The 23546-nt window shown below is 70.1% G+C and carries 22 protein-coding genes; 11 read left to right on the top strand and 11 right to left on the bottom strand.

Annotation, left to right across the window (positions count from 1 at the left end; genetic code table 11):
- Nucleotides 1-60: 60 nt before the first annotated feature.
- The gene (locus tag QSK18_RS03740) at nucleotides 61-630 is read right to left on the bottom strand and encodes a helix-turn-helix domain-containing protein (protein WP_232808495.1); all 570 of its coding nucleotides are present in this window, start codon (nucleotides 628-630) and stop codon (nucleotides 61-63) included.
- A gap of 66 nt (nucleotides 631-696) precedes the next feature.
- Here QSK18_RS03740 and QSK18_RS03735 point away from each other — a divergent pair, with 66 nt between their 5' ends.
- The 3 genes from QSK18_RS03735 (at nucleotide 697) to QSK18_RS03725 (ending at nucleotide 4938) form a co-directional block, all read left to right on the top strand.
- Nucleotides 697-2067 carry an AzlC family ABC transporter permease gene (locus QSK18_RS03735; RefSeq protein WP_285616567.1) on the top strand — a complete coding sequence of 457 codons (1371 nt, stop codon included), beginning with the start codon at nucleotides 697-699 and terminating at the stop codon, nucleotides 2065-2067.
- Nucleotides 2067-2375 carry an AzlD domain-containing protein gene (locus tag QSK18_RS03730; RefSeq protein WP_285616566.1) on the top strand — a complete coding sequence of 103 codons (309 nt, stop codon included), beginning with the start codon at nucleotides 2067-2069 and terminating at the stop codon, nucleotides 2373-2375. Before QSK18_RS03735 ends, QSK18_RS03730 begins: the two co-directional genes overlap by 1 nt.
- A 415-nt stretch (nucleotides 2376-2790) precedes the next feature.
- Nucleotides 2791-4938 carry an acyltransferase family protein gene (locus tag QSK18_RS03725; protein ID WP_285616565.1) on the top strand — a complete coding sequence of 716 codons (2148 nt, stop codon included), beginning with the start codon at nucleotides 2791-2793 and terminating at the stop codon, nucleotides 4936-4938.
- 3 nt (nucleotides 4939-4941) lie between these two features.
- On the opposite strand, the gene QSK18_RS03720 is transcribed toward QSK18_RS03725, so the two are convergent.
- Nucleotides 4942-6819 (bottom strand): metallophosphoesterase, encoded by a 1878-nt coding sequence (locus tag QSK18_RS03720; protein WP_285616564.1) that lies wholly within the window; start codon nucleotides 6817-6819, stop codon nucleotides 4942-4944.
- A 51-nt stretch (nucleotides 6820-6870) separates the two neighbouring features.
- Nucleotides 6871-7752 (bottom strand): universal stress protein, encoded by an 882-nt coding sequence (locus QSK18_RS03715; RefSeq protein WP_285616563.1) that lies wholly within the window; start codon nucleotides 7750-7752, stop codon nucleotides 6871-6873.
- A 219-nt stretch (nucleotides 7753-7971) separates the two neighbouring features.
- Between QSK18_RS03715 and QSK18_RS03710 the strand changes: the two genes are divergently transcribed.
- Nucleotides 7972-8613, top strand: a complete 642-nt coding sequence (locus QSK18_RS03710) for a response regulator (RefSeq protein ID WP_232808489.1) — start codon at nucleotides 7972-7974, stop codon at nucleotides 8611-8613.
- A 76-nt stretch (nucleotides 8614-8689) separates the two neighbouring features.
- A complete protein-coding gene (locus QSK18_RS03705; protein WP_232808488.1) occupies nucleotides 8690-9178 on the top strand; it encodes a GNAT family N-acetyltransferase in 489 nt (162 codons plus the stop codon).
- Here QSK18_RS03705 and QSK18_RS03700 read toward each other — a convergent pair whose 3' ends face one another.
- From QSK18_RS03700 to kdgD, 6 genes are read right to left on the bottom strand one after another with little or no spacing between them, the layout of a single operon-like run.
- Nucleotides 9179-9847, bottom strand: coding sequence for a phosphate-starvation-inducible PsiE family protein (locus QSK18_RS03700; RefSeq protein ID WP_285616562.1), 669 nt, complete (start codon nucleotides 9845-9847; stop codon nucleotides 9179-9181).
- Between the two features lie 44 nt (nucleotides 9848-9891).
- The gene (locus QSK18_RS03695) at nucleotides 9892-10266 is read right to left on the bottom strand and encodes a universal stress protein (RefSeq protein ID WP_232808486.1); all 375 of its coding nucleotides are present in this window, start codon (nucleotides 10264-10266) and stop codon (nucleotides 9892-9894) included.
- A 14-nt stretch (nucleotides 10267-10280) separates the two neighbouring features.
- The gene (locus tag QSK18_RS03690; RefSeq protein WP_232808485.1) at nucleotides 10281-11216 is read right to left on the bottom strand and encodes a 2-hydroxyacid dehydrogenase; all 936 of its coding nucleotides are present in this window, start codon (nucleotides 11214-11216) and stop codon (nucleotides 10281-10283) included.
- A 14-nt stretch (nucleotides 11217-11230) separates the two neighbouring features.
- A complete protein-coding gene (locus QSK18_RS03685) occupies nucleotides 11231-12559 on the bottom strand; it encodes an enolase C-terminal domain-like protein (RefSeq protein ID WP_232808484.1) in 1329 nt (442 codons plus the stop codon).
- 13 nt (nucleotides 12560-12572) lie between these two features.
- Nucleotides 12573-14165 (bottom strand): aldehyde dehydrogenase (NADP(+)), encoded by a 1593-nt coding sequence (locus tag QSK18_RS03680; protein ID WP_232808483.1) that lies wholly within the window; start codon nucleotides 14163-14165, stop codon nucleotides 12573-12575.
- A 3-nt stretch (nucleotides 14166-14168) separates the two neighbouring features.
- Nucleotides 14169-15080 carry a 5-dehydro-4-deoxyglucarate dehydratase gene (gene kdgD / locus QSK18_RS03675; RefSeq protein ID WP_232808482.1) on the bottom strand — a complete coding sequence of 304 codons (912 nt, stop codon included), beginning with the start codon at nucleotides 15078-15080 and terminating at the stop codon, nucleotides 14169-14171.
- 193 nt (nucleotides 15081-15273) lie between these two features.
- Here kdgD and QSK18_RS03670 point away from each other — a divergent pair, with 193 nt between their 5' ends.
- Genes QSK18_RS03670 through QSK18_RS03645 form a run of 6 tightly spaced genes read left to right on the top strand, consistent with a single transcriptional unit; the run spans nucleotide 15274 to nucleotide 21257 of the window.
- On the top strand, nucleotides 15274-16839 hold the full coding sequence (locus QSK18_RS03670; RefSeq protein ID WP_352396432.1) for an ABC transporter substrate-binding protein: 1566 nt from the start codon (nucleotides 15274-15276) through the stop codon (nucleotides 16837-16839).
- On the top strand, nucleotides 16836-17765 hold the full coding sequence (locus QSK18_RS03665) for an ABC transporter permease (RefSeq protein ID WP_232808480.1): 930 nt from the start codon (nucleotides 16836-16838) through the stop codon (nucleotides 17763-17765). Before QSK18_RS03670 ends, QSK18_RS03665 begins: the two co-directional genes overlap by 4 nt.
- On the top strand, nucleotides 17762-18706 hold the full coding sequence (locus QSK18_RS03660; RefSeq protein WP_232808479.1) for an ABC transporter permease: 945 nt from the start codon (nucleotides 17762-17764) through the stop codon (nucleotides 18704-18706). The genes QSK18_RS03665 and QSK18_RS03660 overlap by 4 nt, the downstream gene beginning before the upstream one ends.
- On the top strand, nucleotides 18706-19671 hold the full coding sequence (locus tag QSK18_RS03655) for an ABC transporter ATP-binding protein (protein ID WP_285616560.1): 966 nt from the start codon (nucleotides 18706-18708) through the stop codon (nucleotides 19669-19671). The genes QSK18_RS03660 and QSK18_RS03655 overlap by 1 nt, the downstream gene beginning before the upstream one ends.
- Nucleotides 19672-19673: 2 nt before the next feature.
- Nucleotides 19674-20657: an ABC transporter ATP-binding protein gene (locus QSK18_RS03650; RefSeq protein ID WP_232808477.1), complete on the top strand. Its 984-nt coding sequence runs from the start codon at nucleotides 19674-19676 to the stop codon at nucleotides 20655-20657.
- A 57-nt stretch (nucleotides 20658-20714) separates the two neighbouring features.
- Entirely contained in the window at nucleotides 20715-21257 is a 543-nt protein-coding gene (locus tag QSK18_RS03645) for a DUF7010 family protein (RefSeq protein WP_285616559.1), read from the top strand.
- A gap of 3 nt (nucleotides 21258-21260) precedes the next feature.
- Here QSK18_RS03645 and QSK18_RS03640 read toward each other — a convergent pair whose 3' ends face one another.
- A complete protein-coding gene (locus tag QSK18_RS03640) occupies nucleotides 21261-22208 on the bottom strand; it encodes a 2-hydroxyacid dehydrogenase (RefSeq protein ID WP_232808475.1) in 948 nt (315 codons plus the stop codon).
- Entirely contained in the window at nucleotides 22205-23467 is a 1263-nt protein-coding gene (locus tag QSK18_RS03635; RefSeq protein ID WP_232808474.1) for a glucarate dehydratase family protein, read from the bottom strand. Before QSK18_RS03635 ends, QSK18_RS03640 begins: the two co-directional genes overlap by 4 nt.
- Nucleotides 23468-23546: the final 79 nt, after the last annotated feature.

Below are 23546 nucleotides of genomic sequence, written 5' to 3'. Positions count from 1 at the left end.
GAGCGTACGGACGCTCTCGGGCACGATCCGTCCAGGATCTCGCCTTCGCGGGTGGTCCGGTCAGCGGCTCTCGCTGATCATCGTGGCCAGGACCCCGGGGGTGAGGGCCTGGAACATGTGCTCGACGTCGCCGGGATAGACCATGTAGTCGCCCGGGCCGAGCTCGACCGGGTTGCTGGTCGGCCCGACCAGGGCCCGCCCGGCGCCCATCACCACGTGCTCGATCGTGCCCACCTTGTGCGGGTCGGAGATCCGGCCGGGGCCGATCTCCACGTTCAGCCGGTACACGTCCCGGGTGACCCCGGCCGGACCGGCCGACATCAGGTAGGCCGCGTAGTCGCCCTGCTCGTTCATCAGCGCCGTGCCCTCGCCGTTGCGGACCACGTCGATCTTCGGCCGCGGGGGGTCGATCAGCCGGCTCACCGGCAGGTCGAGCGCGGTGGCCAGGGCCCACAGCGTCTCCACGTTCGGGTTGCCCGACCCCGACTCCAGTTGCGACAGCGTGGACTTGGCCAGCTTGGCCTGCTTGGCCAGCTCGCTCAGGGACAGGCCGCTGCGCTCGCGCTCGGTGCGCAGGGCCGTGGCCAGGACGGCCTTGGGATCGAGCGGGGCCTCTTCGTCGGGAAGCATCAGTTCGCTGTACCGATCACTCGTTCTGTTTGACGAACGCATGAGGTTACGTTCATCCTTACGGTCATGCGTTCAGTATGGCGAACGGTGGATAGGGAGCGCACCCGGGTCATCGCCCTTTTGTGCGTTGCGGACGGATTGGTGGCCGTGTCCTTCGGCGCGGTGGCGGTCGGCGGCGGGCTCGCCCCCTGGATCCCCATCGCCCTCTCGATCCTCGTCTTCGCCGGTGGGGCCCAGTTCGCCGCGGTCGGCACGGTGCTCTCGGGCGGCTCCGCCACCGCCGCAGTGGTCACCGGCCTCCTGCTCAACGCCCGCCTCCTGCCCTTCAGCTTCAGCGTCTCCGACGTCATCCGCGGGCGCAGCCCCCTGAAGCAGGCGGTGGGTGCCCAGATCGTCACCGACGAAACCGTGGCCATGGCGATCGCCGAGCGCGATCCCGAGCGCCGGGCGGCCGCCTTCTGGGTCTGCGGGCTGTGCCTGTTCGTCTGCTGGAATCTCGGGGTACTCATCGGCGCCGGGCTCGGCGCGCAGATCGGCGACACCGACGCACTTGGCCTGGACGCAGCGTTCCCGGCCGTACTGGTGGCCATCGTGCTCCCCGCCCTGAACACCCGCCGCCTCCGGCTGGCAGCCGGAATCGGCAGCGCCGCAGCAGTTGCCAGTGCCCCGGTGCTGGCGGCCGGCCTGCCGGTGCTTGCCTCGCTGACCGGCCTGGCCGCCCTGGCCAGGCGACGTGCCAAGAAGAGCAAAAGCCCTGCTGAAGGACCGCGTTCGCCCGAGGTTTCGGGTTCACGGGAGACGCAACGCTCAGCGGAAGTCTCGAGTCTCCCGGGACACCGCTCACCCGAGATCTCTTCTCCCTCTAAGGGGTCGAGTCTGGCGGGTCGCCGCTCGCCCGGGGCTTCCTCTTCTCCCGAGGGTTCGGGCCTGCTGGGTCGCAGCGCACCTGGGGGTTCCTTGTCTTCGGAGGGTTCGGGGCTGCCGGGTCGCGGCTCGTCCGGTGATTCCTCCTCCCCGGAAGGCGTGGGTCTGGCGGGTCGCGGCTCGCCTGGGCATTCCTTTCTCCCGGAAGGCTCGGGGCTGCTAGGTCGCGGCTCGTCCGGTGATTCCTCCTCCCCGGAAGGCGTGGGTCTGGCGGGTCGCCGCTCGCCCGGGGCTTCCCCTTCTCCCGAGGGCTCAGGTCTGCTGGGTCGCAGCGCGCCTGGGGGTTCCTCGTCTTCGGAGGGTTCGGGGTTGCTGGGGCGCGGCTCGGCCGGTGATTCCTCCTCCCTGGAAGGTTCGGGCCTGCCGGGTCGCCGCTCGCCCGGAAATTCCTCTCTCCCGGAGGGCTCGGGTCCGCAGGGTTGCAGCACGCCCGGTGATTTCTCCCCGGAAGGCTCGGGCCTGCCGGGTGACTGCTCGCCCGACAACTCCCCTTCCCACGAAGGCTGCCTCTGATGTCTCTCCTGGCCATTCTCGTTCTCGCTGCAGGCACTTTCGCCTTCCGCATCGCCGGTCCCCTGCTGGCCGGCCGCTACGACTTCTCCCCGGCCGCCCAGGCCTGGATGACCTCGGCCGCCACCGTCCTCCTGGCCGGGCTGATCGCCACCTCCACCCTGATTCAGGACGGCGCCTTCGCGGGCTGGGCGCGCACCGCCGGGGTGGGTGTGGCTGTGCTGCTGGTGCTTCTGAAGGCGCCTTTTCCGGTGGTGGTGATCGCGGCGGCGGGTACCGCCGCGGGGCTTCGGCTGGTGGGTGTGGCCTGAAGTGGCTTAATGGGTAGGCAGCTGAATCCGCGGTCGAATGCGAACGCTCGGTGTGATGCCCATTCCGTAGAGTGCGGCACCCATTCATTGCTGAATATTGTTTAACGCTCGGATGTGAGCCTTGTCGCGGCAACCTTTTGCTGCCGACCGCCTCCCCGATCTGCGCAACTGCCTCTGACCTGCGGTCAATCCAGTCTGCGACCCAAATCGCACGTCGCGTCAGGGTCGCTTGCGGGCCGGGTCCGGATTTTGCGGATTGACGGCAGATTCATGGCTTCTTGATCTTCCCCTGACATCGCGACCAGCAGCATTTTCGAGATGTGTTGTGCAGTCGGTGCGTAATGACGGTGTTCCGCCCGGTGACCACAACTGAAACGTGATCGGCCTGCTCGAAGGGGCCGGAGGGAGAGAGACCTTGGTCCCCCAGGAGCCGGCGCCGCTCCCCGTCCGCCCGCGGCTGGACTTCGAGGCCGGTCCGGTCACCGGTGCGACGCTGGCCACCGGCCAGATCCCGGTGATCGACCCGCAGCCCGGCCAGACGGTCGCCGCCCAGCCGGTCGAGTCGTTCGAGGCCGAAGAGGAACCCGAGAAACGCAGGCCCGTCCCGCGGCAGGACGACGACGCCGCCTGGACGGCGAGTCTGCGGCTCCCCAGCGCCGACGAGGCCTGGGCGCAGGCCCCCCGCGAGGCGGGCTGGAACTATCCGCAGATCTTCGACGAGCCGTCCCCGGCGTTCGCCGACGAGGTCCACCGCCAGTCGCCCGATCCGGCGGCCAAGGGCCAGACCCCAGCCTCAGCGGCCTGGGGTCAGCCGCGCACCGAGGCGGCGCCGGTTCGGTCGCGCGCTGAGGGGGTTCGGGGCCGGTCGCGTGCTGAGGCGGCGCCGGGTCGGTCGGACGCTGAGGGGGCCCGGGGCCGGTCGCGTGCTGAGGCGGCGCCGGGTCGGTCAGACGCTGAGGGGGCCCGGGGCCAGTCGCGCACCGATGCGGTCCCGGTCCGGTCGCGCGCTGAGGCGGCCCGGGGTCAGTCGCGCACCGATGCGGTCCTGGCTCCGTCACACATTGAGGCGACCCCGGTTCGGTCGCGCGTTGAGGCGTCCCGGATTCAGTCGCGCACCGATACGAACCTGGCTCAGTCGCGCACCCAGGCGGCCTCGGCTCAGCCGTCCACCTGGGCAGCCCCCACCCAAGCCCCCAGCGCGGCCACCCCGATCACCGCGCCAGTGCCACTCATCCCCGTCACCCCAGCCACCCCGGCCGGTGAGATCCGCAGCGGTGGTGACCAGAACCCGTCCATTGTTTCGAATGCCGTGAACACAACGGTGGATGGCCCACCCACCGCACCCACCACCGCCCTCCCGCTGCGGCGTGAGGTCCGCGAGCAGCACAGCGAGCCGGCGCCGCGTCGATCCCGCCTCAGCACCGCGCTCGGTGTGCTGAAAAAGGCTCTGGGGCGGCGGGAGACGCGTCCCCACCGGCGGGGTGCCGATCCGAACACCCTGGGCACCCGGTTCAGTCCGCGGGCGAACCATCTCGGCCTGATGCGGCTTTCGCTGGCCCTGGTGGTCGGCTTCACCCACGCGGCGGTGATCGGGTACGGCTGGCAGCCGATGATCGGGCACGCCGAGATCGGTGAGCTCTGTGTCGATGCGTTCTTCGTGCTCAGCGGGTTCCTGCTGGTCGGCAGCTACCTGCGGCTGGACTCGGTGCGGCGCTACGCCTGGCACCGGTTCCTGCGCATCATGCCCGGCTTCTGGGTGTGCCTGGTGGTCAGCGCCACCCTGCTGGCCCCGCTGATCGCCTGGCTGCAGGACCAGCCGATGAACACCCTTCTCACCGGCGAGGACTCGGCGGTCGACTACGTGATCCGCAACGCCTCGCTGCTGATGCGGCAGTGGGGGATCAGCGGCCTGCCCACCGACGTGGAGATGGCCGGGGTGCTGAACGGCTCGCTCTGGACGCTGTTCTACGAAGCGGCCTGCTACGCCTCGATCATCGCGCTGGGCGTGTGCGGCGGTCTGCGGCGGCGTCCGGTGATGACGCTGGGGGCGGTCGGCGCGCTCTGGGTGGTCACGGTGCTGAACGACTACCAGATCATGTACATCGGCCAGGAGCGCATCCTGCGGCTGTCTTTCATGTTCCTGATCGGCTCGGTGCTCTACCTCTACGCCCACCAGGTGCCGGTCAACCGGCTGCTCACGCTGGCCGCCGGCGGGGTGATGGTGGTCGGGGTGCTGTTCTTCGACGACTACCGGGTGATCGCCGGGCCGGCCTTCGGCTACGTCCTGATGGCCCTGGCGGTCTCCCGGGTGAAGCTGTGGGAGCCGCGCACCGACATCTCGTACGGGCTGTACGTGTACCACTGGCCCCTGCTGCAGATCCTCAACATCGTCGGTCTGGCCGCGTTCAGCCTCTGGGTGTTCGTCCCGGTCGGCATGGCCCTGTCGGCGGTGGTGGCCCTGCTCTCCTGGAAGCTGGTTGAGAAGCCCGCCCTGACCTTCAAGGACGCGGGCTGGGTGACCTGGAAGCTCCCGGTCGCCCGCCCCGCCACCTCGCAGGCCTAGAACCTAGGGCGTGCCGATGGAACTGGGGGAGGGGTCGGTCGCCTGGGTCGGGGTGGAGTCGCCGGCGGTGGCGGCGATCGAGGCGTCGCCCGCCTCGTCGGCCGTGCTCACCGGTTCCGGTGTGATCTCGTCGGGCGTGGCCAGCGCGTCGTCGGACAGTTCCACGCTGGACCACTCCTGAACGGTGGTCAGGTTGGTGGCGCTGGCCGGGACCGGCTCGCCCAGCCCGTCGTCGACCGAGCAGGTGCGCTCGGCGTCGATCGGCTGGGGCTGGAAGTAGTGCACGTCGAAAGCCGAGTTGTTGCCGTAGGTCTCGCCCCGGGTGAGATCGGGCAGGGCGGGGTCGGCCAGGGCGTAGCGGATGATCCGGGTGTACTGACAGTTGGTGCCCACCGAGAGGATGGAGAACTCCATCGGGGTGCTGCCCTGGGCCAGCAGGCCGCCCAGGCCGGTGGTGCCCTCGATCAGCCGGATGTAGTCGCGGTCGCCGGACTGCAGGTCGGCGGTGTCGTTCTGGTTGTGCACGTGCCCGGCGCCGACCGCACGGACCGAGGGGCCCAGGGTGGTGGCCATGGCGTCGGCCATGATCGGTTCGTGGGCCAGGAGCAGGTCGAAATAGGTTTCGCGGTTCAGGTTCTCCACGGCTGAGACGGCCGCCTCGGTCTGTACCCGGGTGACCACCTCGACGTCGTCCGAGCCCGCGTCCCCGGGGGCGCCGTAGGTGCGGGGATCGCCCACACCGTAGATCTGCAGGCCCATCGCGGCCACGACTTCCTGGTCCAGCACGGTCACCCCGGGGATGTCGGCCATCCGCCGGGCCACGCTGCCGGAGTCGTGGTTGCCCTTGATCCAGATCATCGGGGTGGTCTCGGTGATCCGCCGGATCGAGTCGACGTAGCTGCCGGTGAGTTCGGCGGTGTTGCCCACCAGCGTCTCGTCACCGGTGTTGATGATCAGCCGCACGTCGTTCGCGTCGATGTACTCCTGCAGGTAGTTGTAGATGTCGCGACGGTGCACGTCGGAGATCAGCATGACGTTGTAGGCCGTGGGCGGGGTGTCGGTGGACGTGGGGGGCCGGGTGAGGGCGTCCTGCAGGCGCAGCACCGCGCGCACCTTGTCGGCCGCTCCGGCGTCCCGCGCGTCGAGCGCGGCCAGCTTGTCCGGGGTGGCGGCGATGTCGGCCAGCAGCCCGGTGACGGCGTACCTCTGCCACCAGTCCGAGCGGTAGGTGAGGCCGGCCGTGGCGGCCAGGCCGACCATGGCCAGCACGGTCGAGGTGGCCACCAGGGTGCCGGTGGCGGCCAGCCGGTGCCGCCGGCTGCCGGAGCGCACCGGGTCGCGGTTGGCCAGGACCGACACCGCCCCGTCGACCAGCAGGTCGCCGATCAGGGCGCCCACGGCCAGACCGATGATCGCGGCCCCGGCGAAGTGCAGGACCATCGAGGGGATCCGGTCTTCCAGCTGGGACCGGAAGTCGGTGGTGAAGGTCGCGCCCCCGTTGGTGGCCTCGCGCACCGCATCGAGGTCGATCCGTGGGGTCACGTGCAGGCCCAGTGGGACGGCGGTGACGTCGCGGAACTGCAGCGAGCCGAGGCTGGAGTCGACCGTGATGCCCTTGTGGGCCGGGGTCACCGAACCGGAGACAACGATGTCCACATTCGCGACTGTCGTCCGGTAGGGGTAGATCGAGACGGCGATGCCGGCCATGGCCAGCGCCGCCAGCAGAGACACGACGAACCGGACCGCGGCCCGCCACGGGTGCTCGGGCCGACGGAACATCTGCTGGACGGTGTAACGGCGCACGGAGGACAGCCTGCGGCGGAAGGTGCCCGCCGGGCTCGGGGCGGCCGGTTCTTCGGAGCGCTGATCAGACTCGGACATCGGGATCGAGGCTACTCAGGCGGGCGCCGAACGGCGCGCTGAAACCCGAGGTCAGGAGTCCTGGCGATGCACTGCGCCGGCTTCGGCTGCGGTGTGTGGATCGATGATCACCGGCAGTTCCCGGGGGATCGCCAGAACCGGGCACGGCGGGGCCAGCAGCACCCCACGGCTGATCGACTCGCGCACCGGGCGGTAGAGCTCACCCGGGCGGCTCCCGACCACCAGGAGTTCGGCGTCCTGCCCCAGCTCGGCCAGGGCGTCGGCCGGGTCGCCGGTAGTGCGCACCACGCTGAACTGGACGTCGGGAACACTCCGGACGGCCTCGTGCACGCCCCAGCCGGAATTGCCGTGGCTCGGCTCGACGTGCAGCACCTGCAGGTCGAAGCCCCGGCGCCGGGCCTCCTGGGCCGCGGCCTTGACCACCTCGGCGTCGGAGGGGTGCGAGCCCACCGCCGCCAGGACGAACGGGTGGGCACCCAGCGGTCGGCGGGGCTGGTCCTCCGGCACCACCAGCACCGGACACCGGGCCGCTCGCAGCAGGGCGGCGCTCACCGAGCCGGGCTCACAGGCGGGGGCGTTGTAGCGGCCGGAGGAACCGATCACCAGCAGGCGGGCCGCGCTGATCGGGAACGCGCCGGGCTGAATGTCGGCATCGTCCAGGCAGTACCCACTGATGCTGGGCAGGGGGTAGCGCAGCCGCAGGGCCTCCACCGCATCGGTCAGCCCCCGCCAGGCCGCCACCACCCCGGGGGCGTCGTCGGTGTGCTGATCGCGCGGCTGGTGCCCGGCGCCGGTGCGTCGGCGCAGATCGGTGATCAGCGTGAGCGGCAGGTGCCGGCGCTCGGCCTCCTGGGCGGCCCGGTCGAGCAGCCGGGTGTGCTGCCAACGACCGTCGAACCCGGCCACGATCCGCGGCGTGTGCTCACCCTGCATGGCCCGCTCCCGTCGTCTAGGGCGGCCTCGTGAACCGCACCCCCAGCCTGCGGGGCGCTACCGCCCGGCGGTCAGAGGCGGGCGGCATCGGGGGTTCGGGACCAAGGTCCTGCGATCAGGGGCCCGACCGGGGTCCAAGGACTTTCGACCCGGCCCGGCCCGCTGGATACGGTGGAGACGAAGGTCTTTCCGCAGACGGACGAAGGCGAGGAACGGACTGTGATCCGGGTCTTCCTGCTCGACGACCACGAGGTGGTCCGGCGTGGGCTGGTCGCCCTGCTCGAGGCGGCCGGGGACATCGAGGTGATCGGCGAGTCCGGCTCCGCCCAGGAGGCCCAGCGCCGCATCCCCGCGCTGCGTCCCGATGTCGCCATCCTCGACGCCCGGCTGCCCGACGGCAGCGGTATCGACGTCTGCCGCGAGGTGCGCTCGGCCGATCCGGAGATCAAGGCGCTGATCCTCACCTCCTACCAGGACGACGAGGCGCTGTTCAGCGCGATCATGGCCGGGGCGGCCGGCTACGTGCTGAAGCAGGTGCGCGGCACCGACCTGCTCGACGCGGTGCGCACGGTGGCGCAGGGGCAGAGCCTGCTCGACCCGGCGGTCACCCAGAAGGTGCTGGAACGCATCCGCAACGGCGACAAGCCCGCGGAGCCGGACCAGCTGGCCGCCCTCACCGCCCAGGAACGCCGCATCCTGGAGCTGATCGCCCAGGGCATGACCAACCGGCAGATCGGCGAGACGTTGTTCCTGGCCGAGAAGACGGTCAAGAACTACGTGTCCTCGCTGCTGGCCAAGCTGGGGGTGGAGCGCCGCACCCAGGCCGCGATCCTGGCCACCAAGCTGATCCAGGGCCGCTGAAAAGTCTCCGATTGAGGACGTTCGTGGGCACCGATGGTGCCCACAGACGTCTTCAGGTGTGTGGTTGGCTGTCGCAGTGAAGATCAGAGCTTTCGAGGACGCCGACTGGCCGGCTGTGTACGCGATCATCCAGGAGGTGATCGAGGGCGGCGAGACGTACGCCTACGACCCGCAGTGGTCGGAGGACGAGTGCCGCGAGGTGTGGGCCGGGCCGGCGCACACGATCACCGTGGTCGCGGTCGACGACGACGGCACGATCCTCGGCACCGCGCACTCCGGCCCTAACCGGCCCGGGCGCGGATCACACGTCTCCACCGCGAGTTTCATGGTCTCCGGTCAGGCCCGGGGCAAGGGCGTGGGGCGGGCCCTGGGCGAGTACGTGCTGGCCTGGGCCCGCTCGGCCGGCTATCACAGCATGCAGTTCAACGCCGTGGTGGAGAGCAACACGGTGGCCGTGAAGCTGTGGCACTCACTGGGTTTCGAGACGATCGGGATCGTGCCCGAGGCCTTCGACAGCCGGGCCCACGGTCTGGTCGGGCTGCACGTGATGTACCAGAAGTTCTGATCAGCGGTCGTTCTCGCCGGCCTGGTGCCGCTCGGTGTCCTTCTTGTCCCGGGCGCCCTCCGGCACCGGGCCGACGTCCGACTGCGGCTTCTGGTCGTGCTCCTGGTTGCGCTGGCCCTCGACCGGCTCGCGCTCCTTCATCCGCAGCAGCAGCACGCTGACCGACAGCACGATCACCAGCAGGCCGAGCAGGCCGATCTGCACGGCGAAGGCCGTCGGGTCCTTCGTGCCCTCGGTGGTGGGGTTGCCCTCCAGCACGTTGGCCACCTCGACCGACAGCAGGATGATCTCCTTGATCGAGACGATGATCCCGACGATCAGGAACGGCTCGGCCACGATCTCCCGGCGGGCCAGCGTGGTGCGCACCGCGAAGATGAGCTCGACCAGGATGAACACCAGCAGCAGCCGGTCCAGCAGCTTGAGCACCGCCTGGTCGGGCTTGTCGCCGACGTGCCTCAGCTCCAGCGCCGCGTCACCCAGCAGGACCACCGCGCCCACCACGAGCAGGGCCGCCACGCACACGTAGACCGCGTCCTCGGCCAGGCGCAGCGTGCGCTCGCCGATGTTCGCGATGCGGTGGCTGGTGCCGTCCACACCGTCCATGGTGTCGTCCACGGCGCCGTCGACGGCCTTAACGGCGCCGTGGGTGCGCTGTCCTGAGCTGGGCATGCATGCAGTGTCCGGGTAGATGTCGATCTTCGCTACCGCAACGGCTAGCCGACCGTGCTGACCTGCGGCTTGACTGCCACCACGGGGCACTGGGCGTCGAGCAGGACCTGCTGCGAGATGCTGCCGAGCAGCAGCTTGCCCACCGGCGAGCGCCGCCGCAGGCCGATCACCAGCAGGGTCACCCCCTCGACGTACGAGGCGTCGATCAGTTCGGCCGCCATCCCGGCGTCCGAGGCCTGCTTGGTGGTGATCCGCACGCCCGATGCGGAGGCCGCCTTGACGTCGAGGGCGCAGGCCTCGGCGTCGGCCGCGTCGCTGATCACCAGCAGATCGCTCTGGTGGTGCAGGGCCTCGTCGAGGCCGTGCCGGAGCGCGGCGCGGCCCTCGGGGGTGGGCCAGTAACCGACCACGATGCTCATCGCGGCATCCCTTCTCAGTAGACCGGATTCAGCACACTGCCGGTGTGCAGGAAGCTGTCGAGGTTGGCCAGGGTGAGGTCGGCCATCGCGGCCCGGGTCTCGACCGTGCCGCTGCCCAGATGCGGCAGCAGCACCACGTTGTCGAGGTCGAGCAGCCCCTGGGGCACCTTCGGCTCGTGGGCGAACACGTCCAGCCCGGCTCCGGCCAGGCCGCCGCTGGTGAGCAGATCCACCAGGGCGTCCTCGTCGACCACGCTGCCGCGGGCGATGTTGACCAGGTAGCCCTCCGGCCCGAGAGCGGTGAGCACCTCTCGGCTCACCAGTCCCCGGGTGCTGCTGCCCCCGGCCGCCGCCACCACGAGAACGTCCACGTCCCGGGCCATCTCGGTGAGGTCGGCGGAGTAGGTGTACGGGCTGTCGGCCACCTGATTGCGGTTGTGGTAGCTGATCGTGCAGCCGAAAGCGACCAGCCGGTGGGCGATGGCGCCGCCGATCCGGCCCAGGCCCAGGATGCCGACCTCACGATTGCTGGCCTGGCGCCTGAGGGGGAACCGGCCCTGAGCCCACTGCCCGGCCCGGACGAACCGGTCCGAGGCACTGAAACCGCGCATCACGTCGAGCATCAGCCCGACCGCGGTGTCGGCCACGCAGTCGGTGAGCACGTCGGGGGTGTTGCTGACCAGGATGCTGCGCTGTCGGGCGGCCTCGACGTCGGTGGTGTCGTAGCCGACCCCGAAGTTGATGATCGCCTTCAATGCAGGCAGTTGCGCCATCAGGTCGGCCGACACCCCGACGCCGCCGGAGGTGACCACCGCGGTCACGTCCGCGGCCTGCTGGGTCAGGAAGGCGGTGCGCTGTTCCCCCTCGTCGGGCAGCACCAGGGCCTGGTGGCGTCGTTCGAGGGTCTCGGCGAGGGTGGGCATGAGCGGCCCGACCTGTAGCACTGTCATCTCGGAACTCCTTGTCAGCGGTCCAGGGCCGGGCGCTTGGGATCGAACGACCAGCCGGGGATCAGATACTGCATGGCGACCGCGTCGTCCCGCGCGCCGAGGCCGTTGCGCAGGTACACCTCGTGCGCCTCGGCGAGCTTCTCCTCGTCCAGCCGCAGCCCCAGCCCGGCCGCCTCCGGTACCCGCACACAGCCGTCCTCGATCAGCGGCGGCTTCTCGGTCAGCCGTTGCCCGTCCTGCCAGATCCAGTGCGTGTCGATCGCCGTGATCTCGCCCGGGGCGGCCGCGGCCACGTGCGTGAACATGGCCAGGGAGATGTCGAAGTGGTTGTTGGAGTGCGAGCCCCAGGTCAGCCCCCAGGCCTCGCAGAGCTGGGCGACCCGCACCGAGCCGGCCATCGTCCAGAAGTGCGGGTCGGCCAGCGGGATGTCCACCGCCTGCGCCTGCACCGCGTGCCCGAGCTGACGCCAGTCGGTAGCAATCATGTTGGTGGCGGTGGGAAGCCCGGTGGCCCGGCGGAACTCGGCCATCACCTCACGCCCGGAGTAGTCGCCCTCCGCACCACACGGATCCTCCGCGTAGGCCACCACACCCCGCATCGAGCGTCCGTACTCGATCGCCTGCCGCAACGGCCAGGCGCCGTTGGGATCCAGGGTGATCCGGGCGTCCGGGAATCGCTCGTGCAGCGCGGTCACGGCCGCGACCTCGTCGGGCCCGGGCAGGACACCGCCCTTGAGCTTGAAATCGGCGAACCCGTAACGAGCCTGGGCCGCCTCGGCCAGCGCCACCACTGCTTCGGGGGTCAGGGCCTCCTGGTCGCGCAGCACGTCCCAGGCGTCGCCGTCGGTCTGACGTCGGTACGGCAGATCGGTCTTGGCGGAGTCGCCGACGAAGAACAGGTACCCGAGCATGCGTACCGAGTCGCGCTGTTGCCCCTCGCCGAGCAGATCCGCCACCGACACCCCGAGGTGTTGCCCGAAAAGGTCGAGCAGCGCCGACTCCAGTGCAGTGAGCACGTGCACGGTGGTGCGCAGGTCGAAGGTCTGCCTACCCCGGCCGCCGGAGTCCCGGTCGGCGAAAGCGGCCCGCACCTGGCGCAGCACGGCGTTGTACCGGCTGATCGGCTGTCCGACCACGAACGGCGTGCTGTCGGCGAGGGTGGCGCGGATCGCCTCGCCGCCGGGCACCTCGCCCAGGCCGGTGTTGCCGGCCGAGTCGGTCAGGATCACCACGTTGCGGGTGAAGTACGGGCCGTGGGCGCCGCTCAGGTTCAGCAGCATGCTGTCCTGCCCGGCCACCGGCACCACGCGCAGGTCGGTGACCACGGGCACTGCAACGGTCATCGCCGATCCCCCTCTAGTCCCGGCCGAACTGTCCGTCGAGCTGCCGGAAGATGCCCAGCTCGTTCGCGTCGTCCAGCCCGGCCGGCCGCAGCGCCGCGGGCAGGTCCTGGTAGGCCACCGGCCGCAGGAACCGCTCGATCGCCAGGGTGCCGACCGAGGTGCTGCGGCCGTCGTAGGTGCTCGGGAACGGCCCGCCGTGCACCATCGCCTGCCCCACGTCCACGCCGGTCGGCCAGCCGTTGAAGATCACCCGGCCGACCTTCAGCTCGAGCTCGGGCAGCAGTTCGCCGGCCACTTCCAGGTCGTCGTCGTTCGCGTGCACCGACGCGGTGAGCTGCCCTTCCAACGCCTCCACCACCGAAGGCAGCTGAGAGACGTCCTCAAGCCGGACCACCAGCGAGGTAGCCCCGAAAACCTCTTCGTGCAGCGTGTGATCGCTCAGGAAGGCCGAACCGGAGGTGGTGTAGAGGTGTGCGACCCCGGGCGCGTCGATCGAGTCGTCGGTGAGCCCGTCGGCCACGGCCTTCACCTGCGGGTGACCGGCGTAGCGCTGAGCACCTTCCCCGTAGGCGGCGCAGATACCCCGACTGAGCATGGGGGCAGCGGCCGAGGAGCTCACGGCAGCAGACGCCGCACTCAGGAACGCGTCGAGCGCGGGGGAGTCGACGGCGAAGACCAGACCGGGATTGGTGCACAGCTGCCCGACCCCTGTGGTCAGGGAAGTAACAAAGGACGCCCCCAGTGCCTCCGGGGCTGCCTCCAGTGCGGAGGGGAGCAGGAAGACCGGGTTCACGCTGGACATCTCGGCGTAGACCGGGATCGGCACCGGGCGAGCGGCAGCCGTGGCGGCCAGCGCCAGACCGCCCGAGCGGGAGCCGGTGAAACCCACCGCGCGCACTCGGGGATGGGCCACCAGTGCGGTGCCCAGAGAGGAACCGCCGCCGTACAACAGGGAGAAGACGCCCTCCGGAAGGCCGGATTCGGCAACCGCCGACTGAATTGCGCGCCCGACGATCTCCGACGTACCGGGGTGCGAGCTGTGCGCCTTCACGATCACCGGGCAGCCGGCGGCCAGGGCCGAAGCGGTGTCACCCCCGGCCACCGAGAACGCCAGGGGGAAGTTCGAGGCACCGAACACGGCCACCGGCCCCAGCGGGATCTTGCGCTGACGCAGGTCGGGGCGGGGCAGGGGCTTGCGGTCGGGCAGCGGGGGCTCGATCCGGGCGCCGATCCAGCTTCCTTCGCGCAGCACCCGGCCGAACAGCCTCAGCTGGTTCACCGTGCGGGCGAGTTCGCCGCGCACCCGGGGCTCGGCGATCCCGGTCTCGGCGATCACCCGGGCGACCAGTGGTTCGGCCACCGCCTCGAGGTTGGCGGCGATCCGGTCGAGGAAGGCGGCCCGCTGCTCGCCGTCGGTCTGGCGGTAGGTGCCGAACGCGGCCCAGGCCAGCTCGGCGGCGCGGTCGACCTCGGCGCTGCCGCCCAGGCCGTAGGTGGGCTTGAGCTCCTCGCCGGTGCGCGGGTCGCGGCCGGTCACGGTGCCCGCGGAGCCGAGCACGGCGGAGGCGCCGATCAGCATCTCGCCGGTGAGTTCAACGGTCGGCATCGCTCAGACCACCTTCTTGACCAGGTCGGTGAGGTCGGACAGCTCTTCGGCGGTGAGGTCCACCAGGGGCGGGCGCACCGATCCGGCCGGGCGGCCGACGGCCTGCAGCCCGGCCTTGACGATGGAGACCGCGTAGCCGGAGCGGCGGTTGCGGATCTCCAGGTAGGGCAGGACGAACTCGCGCAGCCGGCGGTACACGTCCTCCCGGTCGCGGTTGCGCACCGACTGGTAGAAGTCGCCGGCCCAGCGCGGGGCGAAGTTGTAGATGGCGCTGGAGTAGGTGGTGGCGCCCAGCTCGAGGTAGGGCAGCGCGTAGGTCTCGGCGGTGGGCAGGCCGCCGACGTAGACCAGGCGGTCGCCGTGGGTGGCGTACAGGCGGGCCATCAGGTCGATGTCGCCGATGCCGTCCTTGAAGCCGACGAAGTTGTCGAACTCGGCGACCAGCCGGTCGACCGTGCTGTGGTGGAAGCGGGCGTTGGCCCGGTGGTAGACCACCACGCCCAGGCTCGTGTTGGCGCAGACCCGGGCCACGTGGGAGTACAGGCCCTCCTGGTCCATCTCGGTGAGGTAGGGCGGCAGCAGGAAGACCCCGTCGGCGCCGGCCCCCTCGGCGGCCTGGGCCATCTCCACCGCGATCGCGGTGCCGTACCCGGCCGGGCCGACCACCGGCACCTCGGTGACCTCTTCGGCGCTGATCCGCACGACCCGCTCGACCTCGGCCGGGGTCAGGCAGAAGAACTCGCCCGTGCCGCCGGCCGCGAACAGCCCGGTCGCGTCGAACTCGCGCAGGTACCGCAGGTGCGAGCGCAGCCCTTCCTCGTCCAGGTTCAGCTCGGCGTCGGTGTGCGTGACCGGGAACGACAGCAGACCCGAGCCCAGGGCATCGCGCAGTTCGGTGGGCGAGAAACGAGACATCGACGGCTCCAGAAAGTCGTGGGTTCTCCTCCACGCTAGGCAGCCAGCTCGATACCTGTCCAAGCTAACTTGGGCATGGGGCGATACCCGAAGAGCATGGCTACCTCGTGGTTGACGTCACAAAGGAGCAGACCTACGGTACGTCTACGAATTCGGATCGCGTTCACATCCGTGGACAGCCGAAAGGAACTCAATGTTGAGCCCACCCATTTCGAGGCTGCGTAGATGGCGGCCCGTGGCCGGCCTGCTCGGTCTGGCGCTGGCCACCAGCGCGGTCGGCGGCTGCACGGTCGCCAACTCCGAGTACGTCACCGGCGGCGGCGCCGACGGTCTGAGAATCGTTCTGCCGCAGGAGCCACCGACCCTGGAGGCGTGCCAGAGCTCGCTCACCGCCACCGGCGTGGTGGTGCGCTCGAACATCACCGAACCGCTGGTGGAGCGCGACCCCGACTCCGGTGAGCTGCAGCCGCTGCTGGCCACCGAGTGGGAGCAGACCACCGACGAGACCTGGACCTTCACCCTCCGCGAGGGCGTGACGTTCACCGACGGCACCCCCTTCGACGCCGAGGCCGCGGCCTTCACCATCGACCGCGCGGTGAACTCCGACCTCGCCTGCGAGGTGGAGGGTTACGTGTTCGGCGACACCGACCTGGAGGTGGAGGCCGTGGACGACACCACGCTGACCGTCACCTCGCCCGAGCCCGACCCGATCCTTCCGCTGCGCCTTTCGTTCATCGAGATGGTCTCCACCCGGACCAGCACGACCGAGAAGGTGCGCGAGCCGATCGGGACCGGCCCCTACCAGGTGGCCGACTGGCAGGCCGGACAGAGACTTTCGCTGGAGGCCAACCCGGACTACTGGGGTGAGGCACCGGCCTACAACAACGTGAACTACGTCTGGCGGGCCGAGGGCAGCGTGCGGGCCGCGATGGTGGCCAACGGCGAGGCCGACATCGCCACCAGCCTGGCGCCCGAGGACGGCGCCGGCGAACTGGCCGTGGCCTACCGCAACAACGAGACCACCGCGCTGCGCATGCAGGCCGACCAGCCCCCGCTGGACGACCAGCGGATCCGGCAGGCGGTGAACTACGTGATCGACCGGAACCTGCTCAGCCAGACGCTGTTCGAGAATCTGGCCACCCCTGCCGGTGAGCTCATTCCCGAGGGCATCGTCGGCTACAACCCGGACGAGAAGGTCTGGCCCTACGACGCGGCCAAGGCCAAGGCCCTGGTCGACGAGGCCCGCGCCGACGGCGTGCCGGTGGACACCGAGATCCGGCTGATCGGCCGCAACGCCCAGTTCCCGCGGATCACCGAGACGATCGAGGTGATCCAGGGCGAGCTGGAGAAGGCCGGGCTGAACGTGAAGATCGAGATGATGGACACGAACGCCCAGCTGGAGTACCAGATCCGGCCCTTCCCCGAGGACACCGGACCGTACCTGCTGATGATCATGCACGGTAACCAGGCCGGTGACGCGGCGTTCACACTGGACCAGTACATGCTCGCCGAGGGCTACCAGAGTTCCTGGGGCACGCCGGAGTTCGACCAGAAGATCCGCGACGCCGAGGCCCTGGTCGGGGCCGAGCGGCAGAGTGCGCTGGAGAAGCTCTGGCAGTACGAGCAGGACGAGATCACCCAGTACGCCTACATCGCGCACATGAGCGCGATCCTGGCCAAGTCCGCGAGCGTCTCCTACGAGCCGAACTCGGCCAGCGGTGACGAGATGCGCCTGGCAGAGATGAGTCCTGTGTCATGACCGGATTCCTCCGCCGCCGCGCGGTCACCAGCCTGCTGCCGCTGATCGCCGTTCTGCTGGGCGTCTTCTTCCTCGCCCGGCTGACCGGCGACCCGGCCAACCTCTACCTGCCCGAGTCGGCCACCCCCGAGCAGCGGCAGAACTTCATCGAGGCCAACGGCCTGGACGACTCGGTGTGGGCCCAGATGTGGGACTACCTGGGCGGCATCCTGACCCTGGACTTCGGGGAGTCGCTGCGCACCGGGGAGTCGGCGGCCACGATGGCCCTGCGCGCCTTCCCGGCCACCCTGCAGCTGGCCTTCTCGACCATGCTGATCGCGGTCGTGGGAGCGATCGTGATCGGCAGCTGGGCGGCCTACCGGCCGAACTCGGTGGCCGACCGGATCTCCAGCTTCCTGTCGATGACCGCGGCCAGCGTGCCGGACTTCTGGTTCGCCATCGTCGGGGTCTGGATCTTCGCCGTGAGCCTGGGCTGGCTGCCTACCTCGGGTGTGACCGGGGGCATGGCCTCCTGGGTGCTGCCGGTGGCCACCCTGGTGATCCGGCCCCTGGGGGTGCTGACCCAGGTGGTGCGAGGGGCGATGGTGAGCGCCCTGAGCGCCCCCTACGTGCGGCTGGCTCGCAGCAAGGGCGCCGGCGACCTGCGGGTGGTCACCCACCACGCCCTGCGCAACGCCGCCGCCCCGGCCCTGACCGTGGCCGGTGACCTGATGGTCGGCCTGATCAACGGCGCCGTGGTGGTCGAGACCATCTTCGGCTGGCCGGGGATCGGCAAGCTGATGATCGACTCCATCCTCGGCCGGGACTTCGCCGTGCTGCAGGCCTGCGTGCTGCTCACCGCGGTCTCGATCTTCGTCCTCAACATCGTCATCGACATCGGTTACGCCCTGCTCGATGCCCGCGTGCGAGAGAAGGTTTCGGCATGACCGCCACTGTGGAGGCCCCGGTCGAGGCCCGGCCCCAGGCGCCGAAGCTGTGGCGCATGCTGCTGCGCGACCGGGTGGCCACCCTGGCCGCCCTGGTCCTGGCCTTCGTCGTCCTGGTCGCCGTGTTCGGCCCGATGCTGGTCGGCGACGAGGCCCGCGAGCAGAACCTGCTCAACGCCAACGCGGCCCCGTTCAGTCTCGACGACGGCTGGCTGAACTTCCTGGGCACCGACCCGCTGGGGCGCAGTGTGCTGGCCCGGCTGATCGTGGCCAGTCGCACCACCCTCTCGGTGGCCGTGCCGGCGGTGCTGCTCTCGCTGGTCATCGGCTCGCTGGTGGGCATGTGGGCCGGCTACCACCGGGGCTGGCGGGAGACCGTGGTGATGCGGATCGCCGACATCATCCTCAGCTTCCCCTCGCTGCTGATGGCCGTGGTGGTGCTGTACATCTTCTCGCCCAGCTCGGCCAACCTGGTGCTGGTGCTGGCGATCACCCGGATCCCGATCTACCTGCGCACCGCCCGGGCCGAGTCGGCCGAGCTGCAGAGCCGGCTGTTCGTCGACGCCGCCCGGACCTTCGGCACGAAGCCGTCGGCGATCATCTTCCGGCACGTCCTGCCGATCATCCTGCCCACCCTGCTCACCGTGGCCACCCTGGACTTCTGCTTCGTGATGCTCTCGGAGTCGTCGCTGAGCTTCCTCGGCATCGGCATCCAGCCGCCCTCGGTGAGCTGGGGCCTGATGGTCTCGCAGGGTCGCACCTACCTCCAGACCGCCTGGTGGCTCTCGTTCTTCCCCGGTCTGGCCATCGTGATCACCACCGTGTCGGCCACGGTCCTGGCCTCCTGGGCCCGGCTGGCCACCGACCCGGCCCAACGCTGGCGCCTGACCCTTCCCAGAGGAAAGCGCGGCCGCAAGGCCGTCGCCCCGGAGGCCAACTGATGTCCGTCCTCAGCGTCACCGATCTGACCGTCGACATCGAGACCCCCAACGGCACCCTGCGGGCCGTCGACGGGGTCGGGTTCGAGGCCGAGCAGGGCGAGACCCTGGCCCTGCTCGGGGAGTCCGGCTGCGGCAAGTCGATGACCGCCCAGGCCATCGTCGGGCTGCTCGAGCCGGTCGCCTCGGTCACCCGGGGCTCGGTCAACCTCAACGGCACCGACCTGGTCAAGGCCTCGCGCCGGCAGCGCCGGGCGGTGGCCGGCCAGGAGCTGGCGATCGTGTTCCAGGACGCGCTGACCGCGCTGAACCCGGTCTACACGGTGGGCACCCAGCTGGCCGAGCCGTTCCGGATCCACCGGAAGATGTCGGCCCGGGCGGCCCGGGCCGAGGCCGTCGAGCTGATGCGCCGGGTCGGCATCCCGCACCCGGAGAACCGGGTCGACGCCTACCCGCACCAGTTCTCCGGCGGCATGCGCCAGCGCCTGCTGATCGCCATGGCGGTGGCGCTGAACCCGAGCGTGCTGCTGGCCGACGAGCCCACCACCGCGCTCGACGTCACCGTGCAGGCCCAGATCATGGCGCTGCTGAAGGACCTACGGGCCGAGCGGGAGATGGCCGTCGTGCTGATCACCCACGACCTGGCCCTGGTCGCCGAGGAGGCCGACAAGGTGGCGGTGATGTACGCCGGGCACGTGGTCGAGACCGGCCCGGTGTCCGAGGTCTTCGGTAAGCCGAAACACCCCTACACCAAGGGCCTTCTGGACTCGGTGCCGGTGCACGTGGCCCGGGGGGAGGAGCTGTCCTCGATCGGCGGCACGCCCCCGGACCTGGCCTCGATCCCGAGCGGCTGCGTCTACCAGGCCCGCTGCCCCCTGGCCCGACAGAAGTGCCGGGACGAACGTCCTTCATTGAAACCCGTCGCCGACGGCCGCAAGGCCGCCTGCCACTTCACCGAGGAGGTCTGATCATGAGCGACCTGCTCGAGGTGAACGGCCTGACCAAGACGTTCGACGTGCGGGACGGGCGGCTGAAGGCGCTCGACGGGATCAGCCTGAAGCTGGGCAAGGGCGAGACCCTGGGCCTGGTCGGCGAGTCCGGTTGCGGCAAGTCGACTCTCGCCCGCACCCTGCTGATGCTGGAGAAGCCGGACGGCGGCACCGTGCGGTTCGACGGCACCGACCCGTTCGGCCTGCGCGGCAAGGAACTGCTGGCCTGGCGGCGCCGGGTGCAGATGGTGTTCCAGGACCCGTACGGTTCGCTGAACTCCCGGATGACGGCCGGCCAGATCATCGCCGAGCCGTGGAAGACCCACAAGCACATGTACGCCAACTCCCGCGACCGGGCCGCCCGGGTGCGAGAGCTGTTGCACCTGGTGGGTCTTCGCCCGAGCGACGCCGACCGCTACCCGCAGGAGTTCTCCGGCGGTCAGCGGCAGCGTCTGGGCATCGCCCGGGCCCTGGCCCTGCAGCCGGACGTGATCATCTGTGACGAGCCGGTGTCGGCGCTCGACCTGTCGGTGCAGGCGCAGGTGCTGAACCTGCTCAACGACCTGCAGCGCCAGCTCGGGGTCAGCTACGTGTTCATCTCGCACGACCTCTCGGTGGTGCGGCACGTGGCCGACCGGGTGGCGGTGATGTACCTGGGCCGGATCGTCGAACAGGGCCCGACCGAGGCGGTCTTCGAGCGCCCCCGGCACCCGTACACGGCCGCGCTGATGTCGGCGGCCCCGAAGCTGCACGAGTCCGACCGGGGCGAGCGGATCCTGCTCAAGGGCGAGATCCCCTCACCGCTGAACCCGCCCTCGGGCTGCCGCTTCCGCACCCGCTGCTGGAAGGCGACCGACATCTGCGCCTCCACCGCGCCCCCGCTGGTGAAGGACCCGGAATCACCGGACCACGGCGCCGAGTGCCACCACCCGATGGAGACGCCCAAGCAACTGGCGCTCGCCTAGAACAGAACGACCAGAGGACGGCGGTGGTCACCACCGCCGTCCTTTATGGTTCGGTAGGTGGACGTCGGTAGTCACCTGGACGCTCTGGCGCGGGCCACTGGGCACGGCTGGGCCTTCCTCGCCGCCTACGGCGCCACCTGGCTGCTCTGCGCCTGGGTCTGGACCCGGGCGAACCCGCGCACCGCGGCCCTGGCCACCCTGTTCCAGGGGATGGTCGCCTTGCCGGCCGCCCTCGTCCTCACTGCGGCTGGCCCTGATCGGCCCGACCACCCGGTTCTCGACGACCTGTCCGTCGTCCTGGCCACCGGCCAGCTCCTGGGCCTGCCGATCGTGGTCTACCTAGTCCTCTCACGCCGTTACGAACTCGTCCCGCTGGCCATGGCTCTACTGCTGGTAGTGCATTTCGCGCCCTACAGCTGGCTCTACCGCACTCCGTTGTACTTCGTGCTGGGCACGGCTGTAGCGCTCACCAGCGTCACCCTGATGGCTCGCGCCGAACGTGCAGACGGCCCCGGGGCGCAGGCCGGGGCCGCAGCGGTCTGCGCCGGCACCGGCGTACTCATGGCCGCGGGCGCCGTCCTTGCCTTGACCTTGGCCTGAGAGTCAGCGACGGACCAGATTGCGTAGGGGCCGGCCAGAGGCCAGCGCCTCGACATTCGCCACCACGTCGGCGACCCGGCCCTGGAAGGTCTCTTCGGTGTGTCCCGACTGGTGCGGGGTGAGCACCACGTTATCGAAACCGGTGAAGTCCAGGTGTGAGGGCGGGGGCGCGTCGGGGTCGCGGGGGTTGCGCCACCACACGTCGATCGCGGCGCCGCCGATGGTGCCCTCGGTGAGGGCGTTGTGCAGCGCCTGCTCGTCCACCACGGCCCCGCGGGCCACGTTGACCAGGATGGCGTCGGGCCTCATGGCGGCCAGGGCCTCGGAGTCCAGCAGGCCACGGGTCTTTTCGCTGAGCGGCACGGTGGCCACCACGATGTCGGACGTCCGCAGCAGCTCGGGCAGTTGGGCGGAGGTCCCCATCCACTCGACTCCCTCGGCAGCGCGGCCGGAGTGCCGCACGGCCCGCACCCTCATCCCCAACGCCCGGGCCAGAACGGCTACCTGAGAGCCGATCTCACCGAATCCGACGATGCCCATGGTGCGCCCGGCCAGGACGCCACCGAAGGGCACGGCCGGATCGGTCATCACCGTGCGCCACTGGCCGGCCGCCAGCTCCCGGGAGGCCCGGGGCACGTGCCGCAGCAGCATCATCGAGACCATCACCACGTGCTCGGCGATCGAGCGACCGTGGTGAAAGGTGTTGGCCAGCAACGTGCTGGGTGGTAGGGCGTCTACTGCGATCTTGTCCAGGCCGGCCCCGGTGACCTGCACCAGCCGAAGGTCTTCACCACAGGCCCGGATCAGCTCCGCCGAGGCCGAGGCGCCGACCAGGACCTGGGTTCCCGGCGCGGCCCGGAGATCTTGCGCGAAGACCCACTCGTGCGGGGAGTTCGATTCGAGCCGGGTCCGGAACCGCTGCAGGATCTGCTCGGTGACGAGGATCTTCACCAGAGCGGCTGCTTCCACCCGGGGTCGATGCTGCGCATGTAGCCGGTGTCGTCGCGGTTGCGGATGCCGCTGTCCAGGTACTGCTGGTGCATCCGGGCCAGCGCGTCCCGGTCCAGCTCGACGCCCAGCCCGGGTTTCGTCGGAACCCGCACCGACCCGTCCTCGAAAGACAGCTCCCCCGGCACGATCACGTCGTCCTCGGCCTGCTTCCAGGGCCAGTGCGTGTCGCAGGTGTAGTCGAGGTTCGGGGTGGCCGAGGCCAGGTGCACCATCGCGGCCAGGCTGATGCCCAGGTGCGAGTTCGAGTGCATCGACAGGCCCAGGTCGAAGGTGTCGCAGATCGAGGCCAGGGCCTGCGAGCGGCGCAGACCGCCCCAGAAGTGGTGGTCGGACAGCACCACCTGCACCGCGTCCTGCCGGACGGCGGGCTTCAGCTGGTCGAAGGCGACCACGCACATGTTCGTGGCCAGGGGCATCGGCACGTCGCGGGCCACCTGGGCCATGCCTTCGAGGCCGGCGGTCGGGTCCTCCAGGTACTCCAGCACACCCTCGAGGTCGTGGCCGACCTTGATCGAGGTGGGCACCGTCCAGACCGCGTTCGGGTCCAGGCGCAGCGGGGTGTCGGGGAAGGCCTGCCGCAGCGCCTTGATCGCGGCCACCTCCTCCTCGGGGTGGAACACGCCGCCCTTCAGCTTGATCGACGAGAAGCCGTAATCGCCGATCATTTTCGTGGCCTGGCGGACCAGGCCGTCGGGATCGAGCGCGGCCCCCCACTCGTCCTCGTCGTGGCCCGGATGGCCGGCCCACTTGTAGAACAGGTAGCCGGTGAAGCTCACCCGGTCGCGCACCGCGCCGCCGAGCAGGTCGCTGACCGGGCGGCCGACGAGCTTGCCCTGCAGGTCGAGCGCCGCGACCTCGAACGGGGAGAGCACCCGGTCGCTGGTCGAGGAGGTGGTGACCATGCCGGCCATGCCGTGCCCGCCGACCTCGGTGTCCTCCTGCAGGGAGACGACCACCCGGCGCTGGATCTCGTGCAGGTCGAAGACGTCGGCGCCGACCAGGGCGGCCGCCGCCCGCTCGATGCGCCGCAGGTGCGGCTCGTCGCCGTAGGTCTCGCCCAGCCCGTACCATCCGCCCGACGTCACCACCTCGACGATCGTGCGCAGGGCGAACGGCTCGTGCACGCCAACACTGTTCAGCAGCGGGAGATCCCGGAAGGCCACGGGTGTCACCCGGACGGCAGAAATCAGCTCGGACATGGCAACCCTTCATTGGGAGACGTCCTCTGCATCCTGACACGGTTCACATGTGTGGACAAGAGTCAGGGATGTGGACGAC

This window comes from Kineosporia sp. NBRC 101677, from assembly GCF_030269265.1.
Lineage (GTDB): Bacteria > Actinomycetota > Actinomycetes > Actinomycetales > Kineosporiaceae > Kineosporia > Kineosporia rhizophila.
The sequence above is the reverse complement of the archived record's forward strand: the minus strand, read 5'-3'. Positions and strand labels throughout refer to the sequence as shown.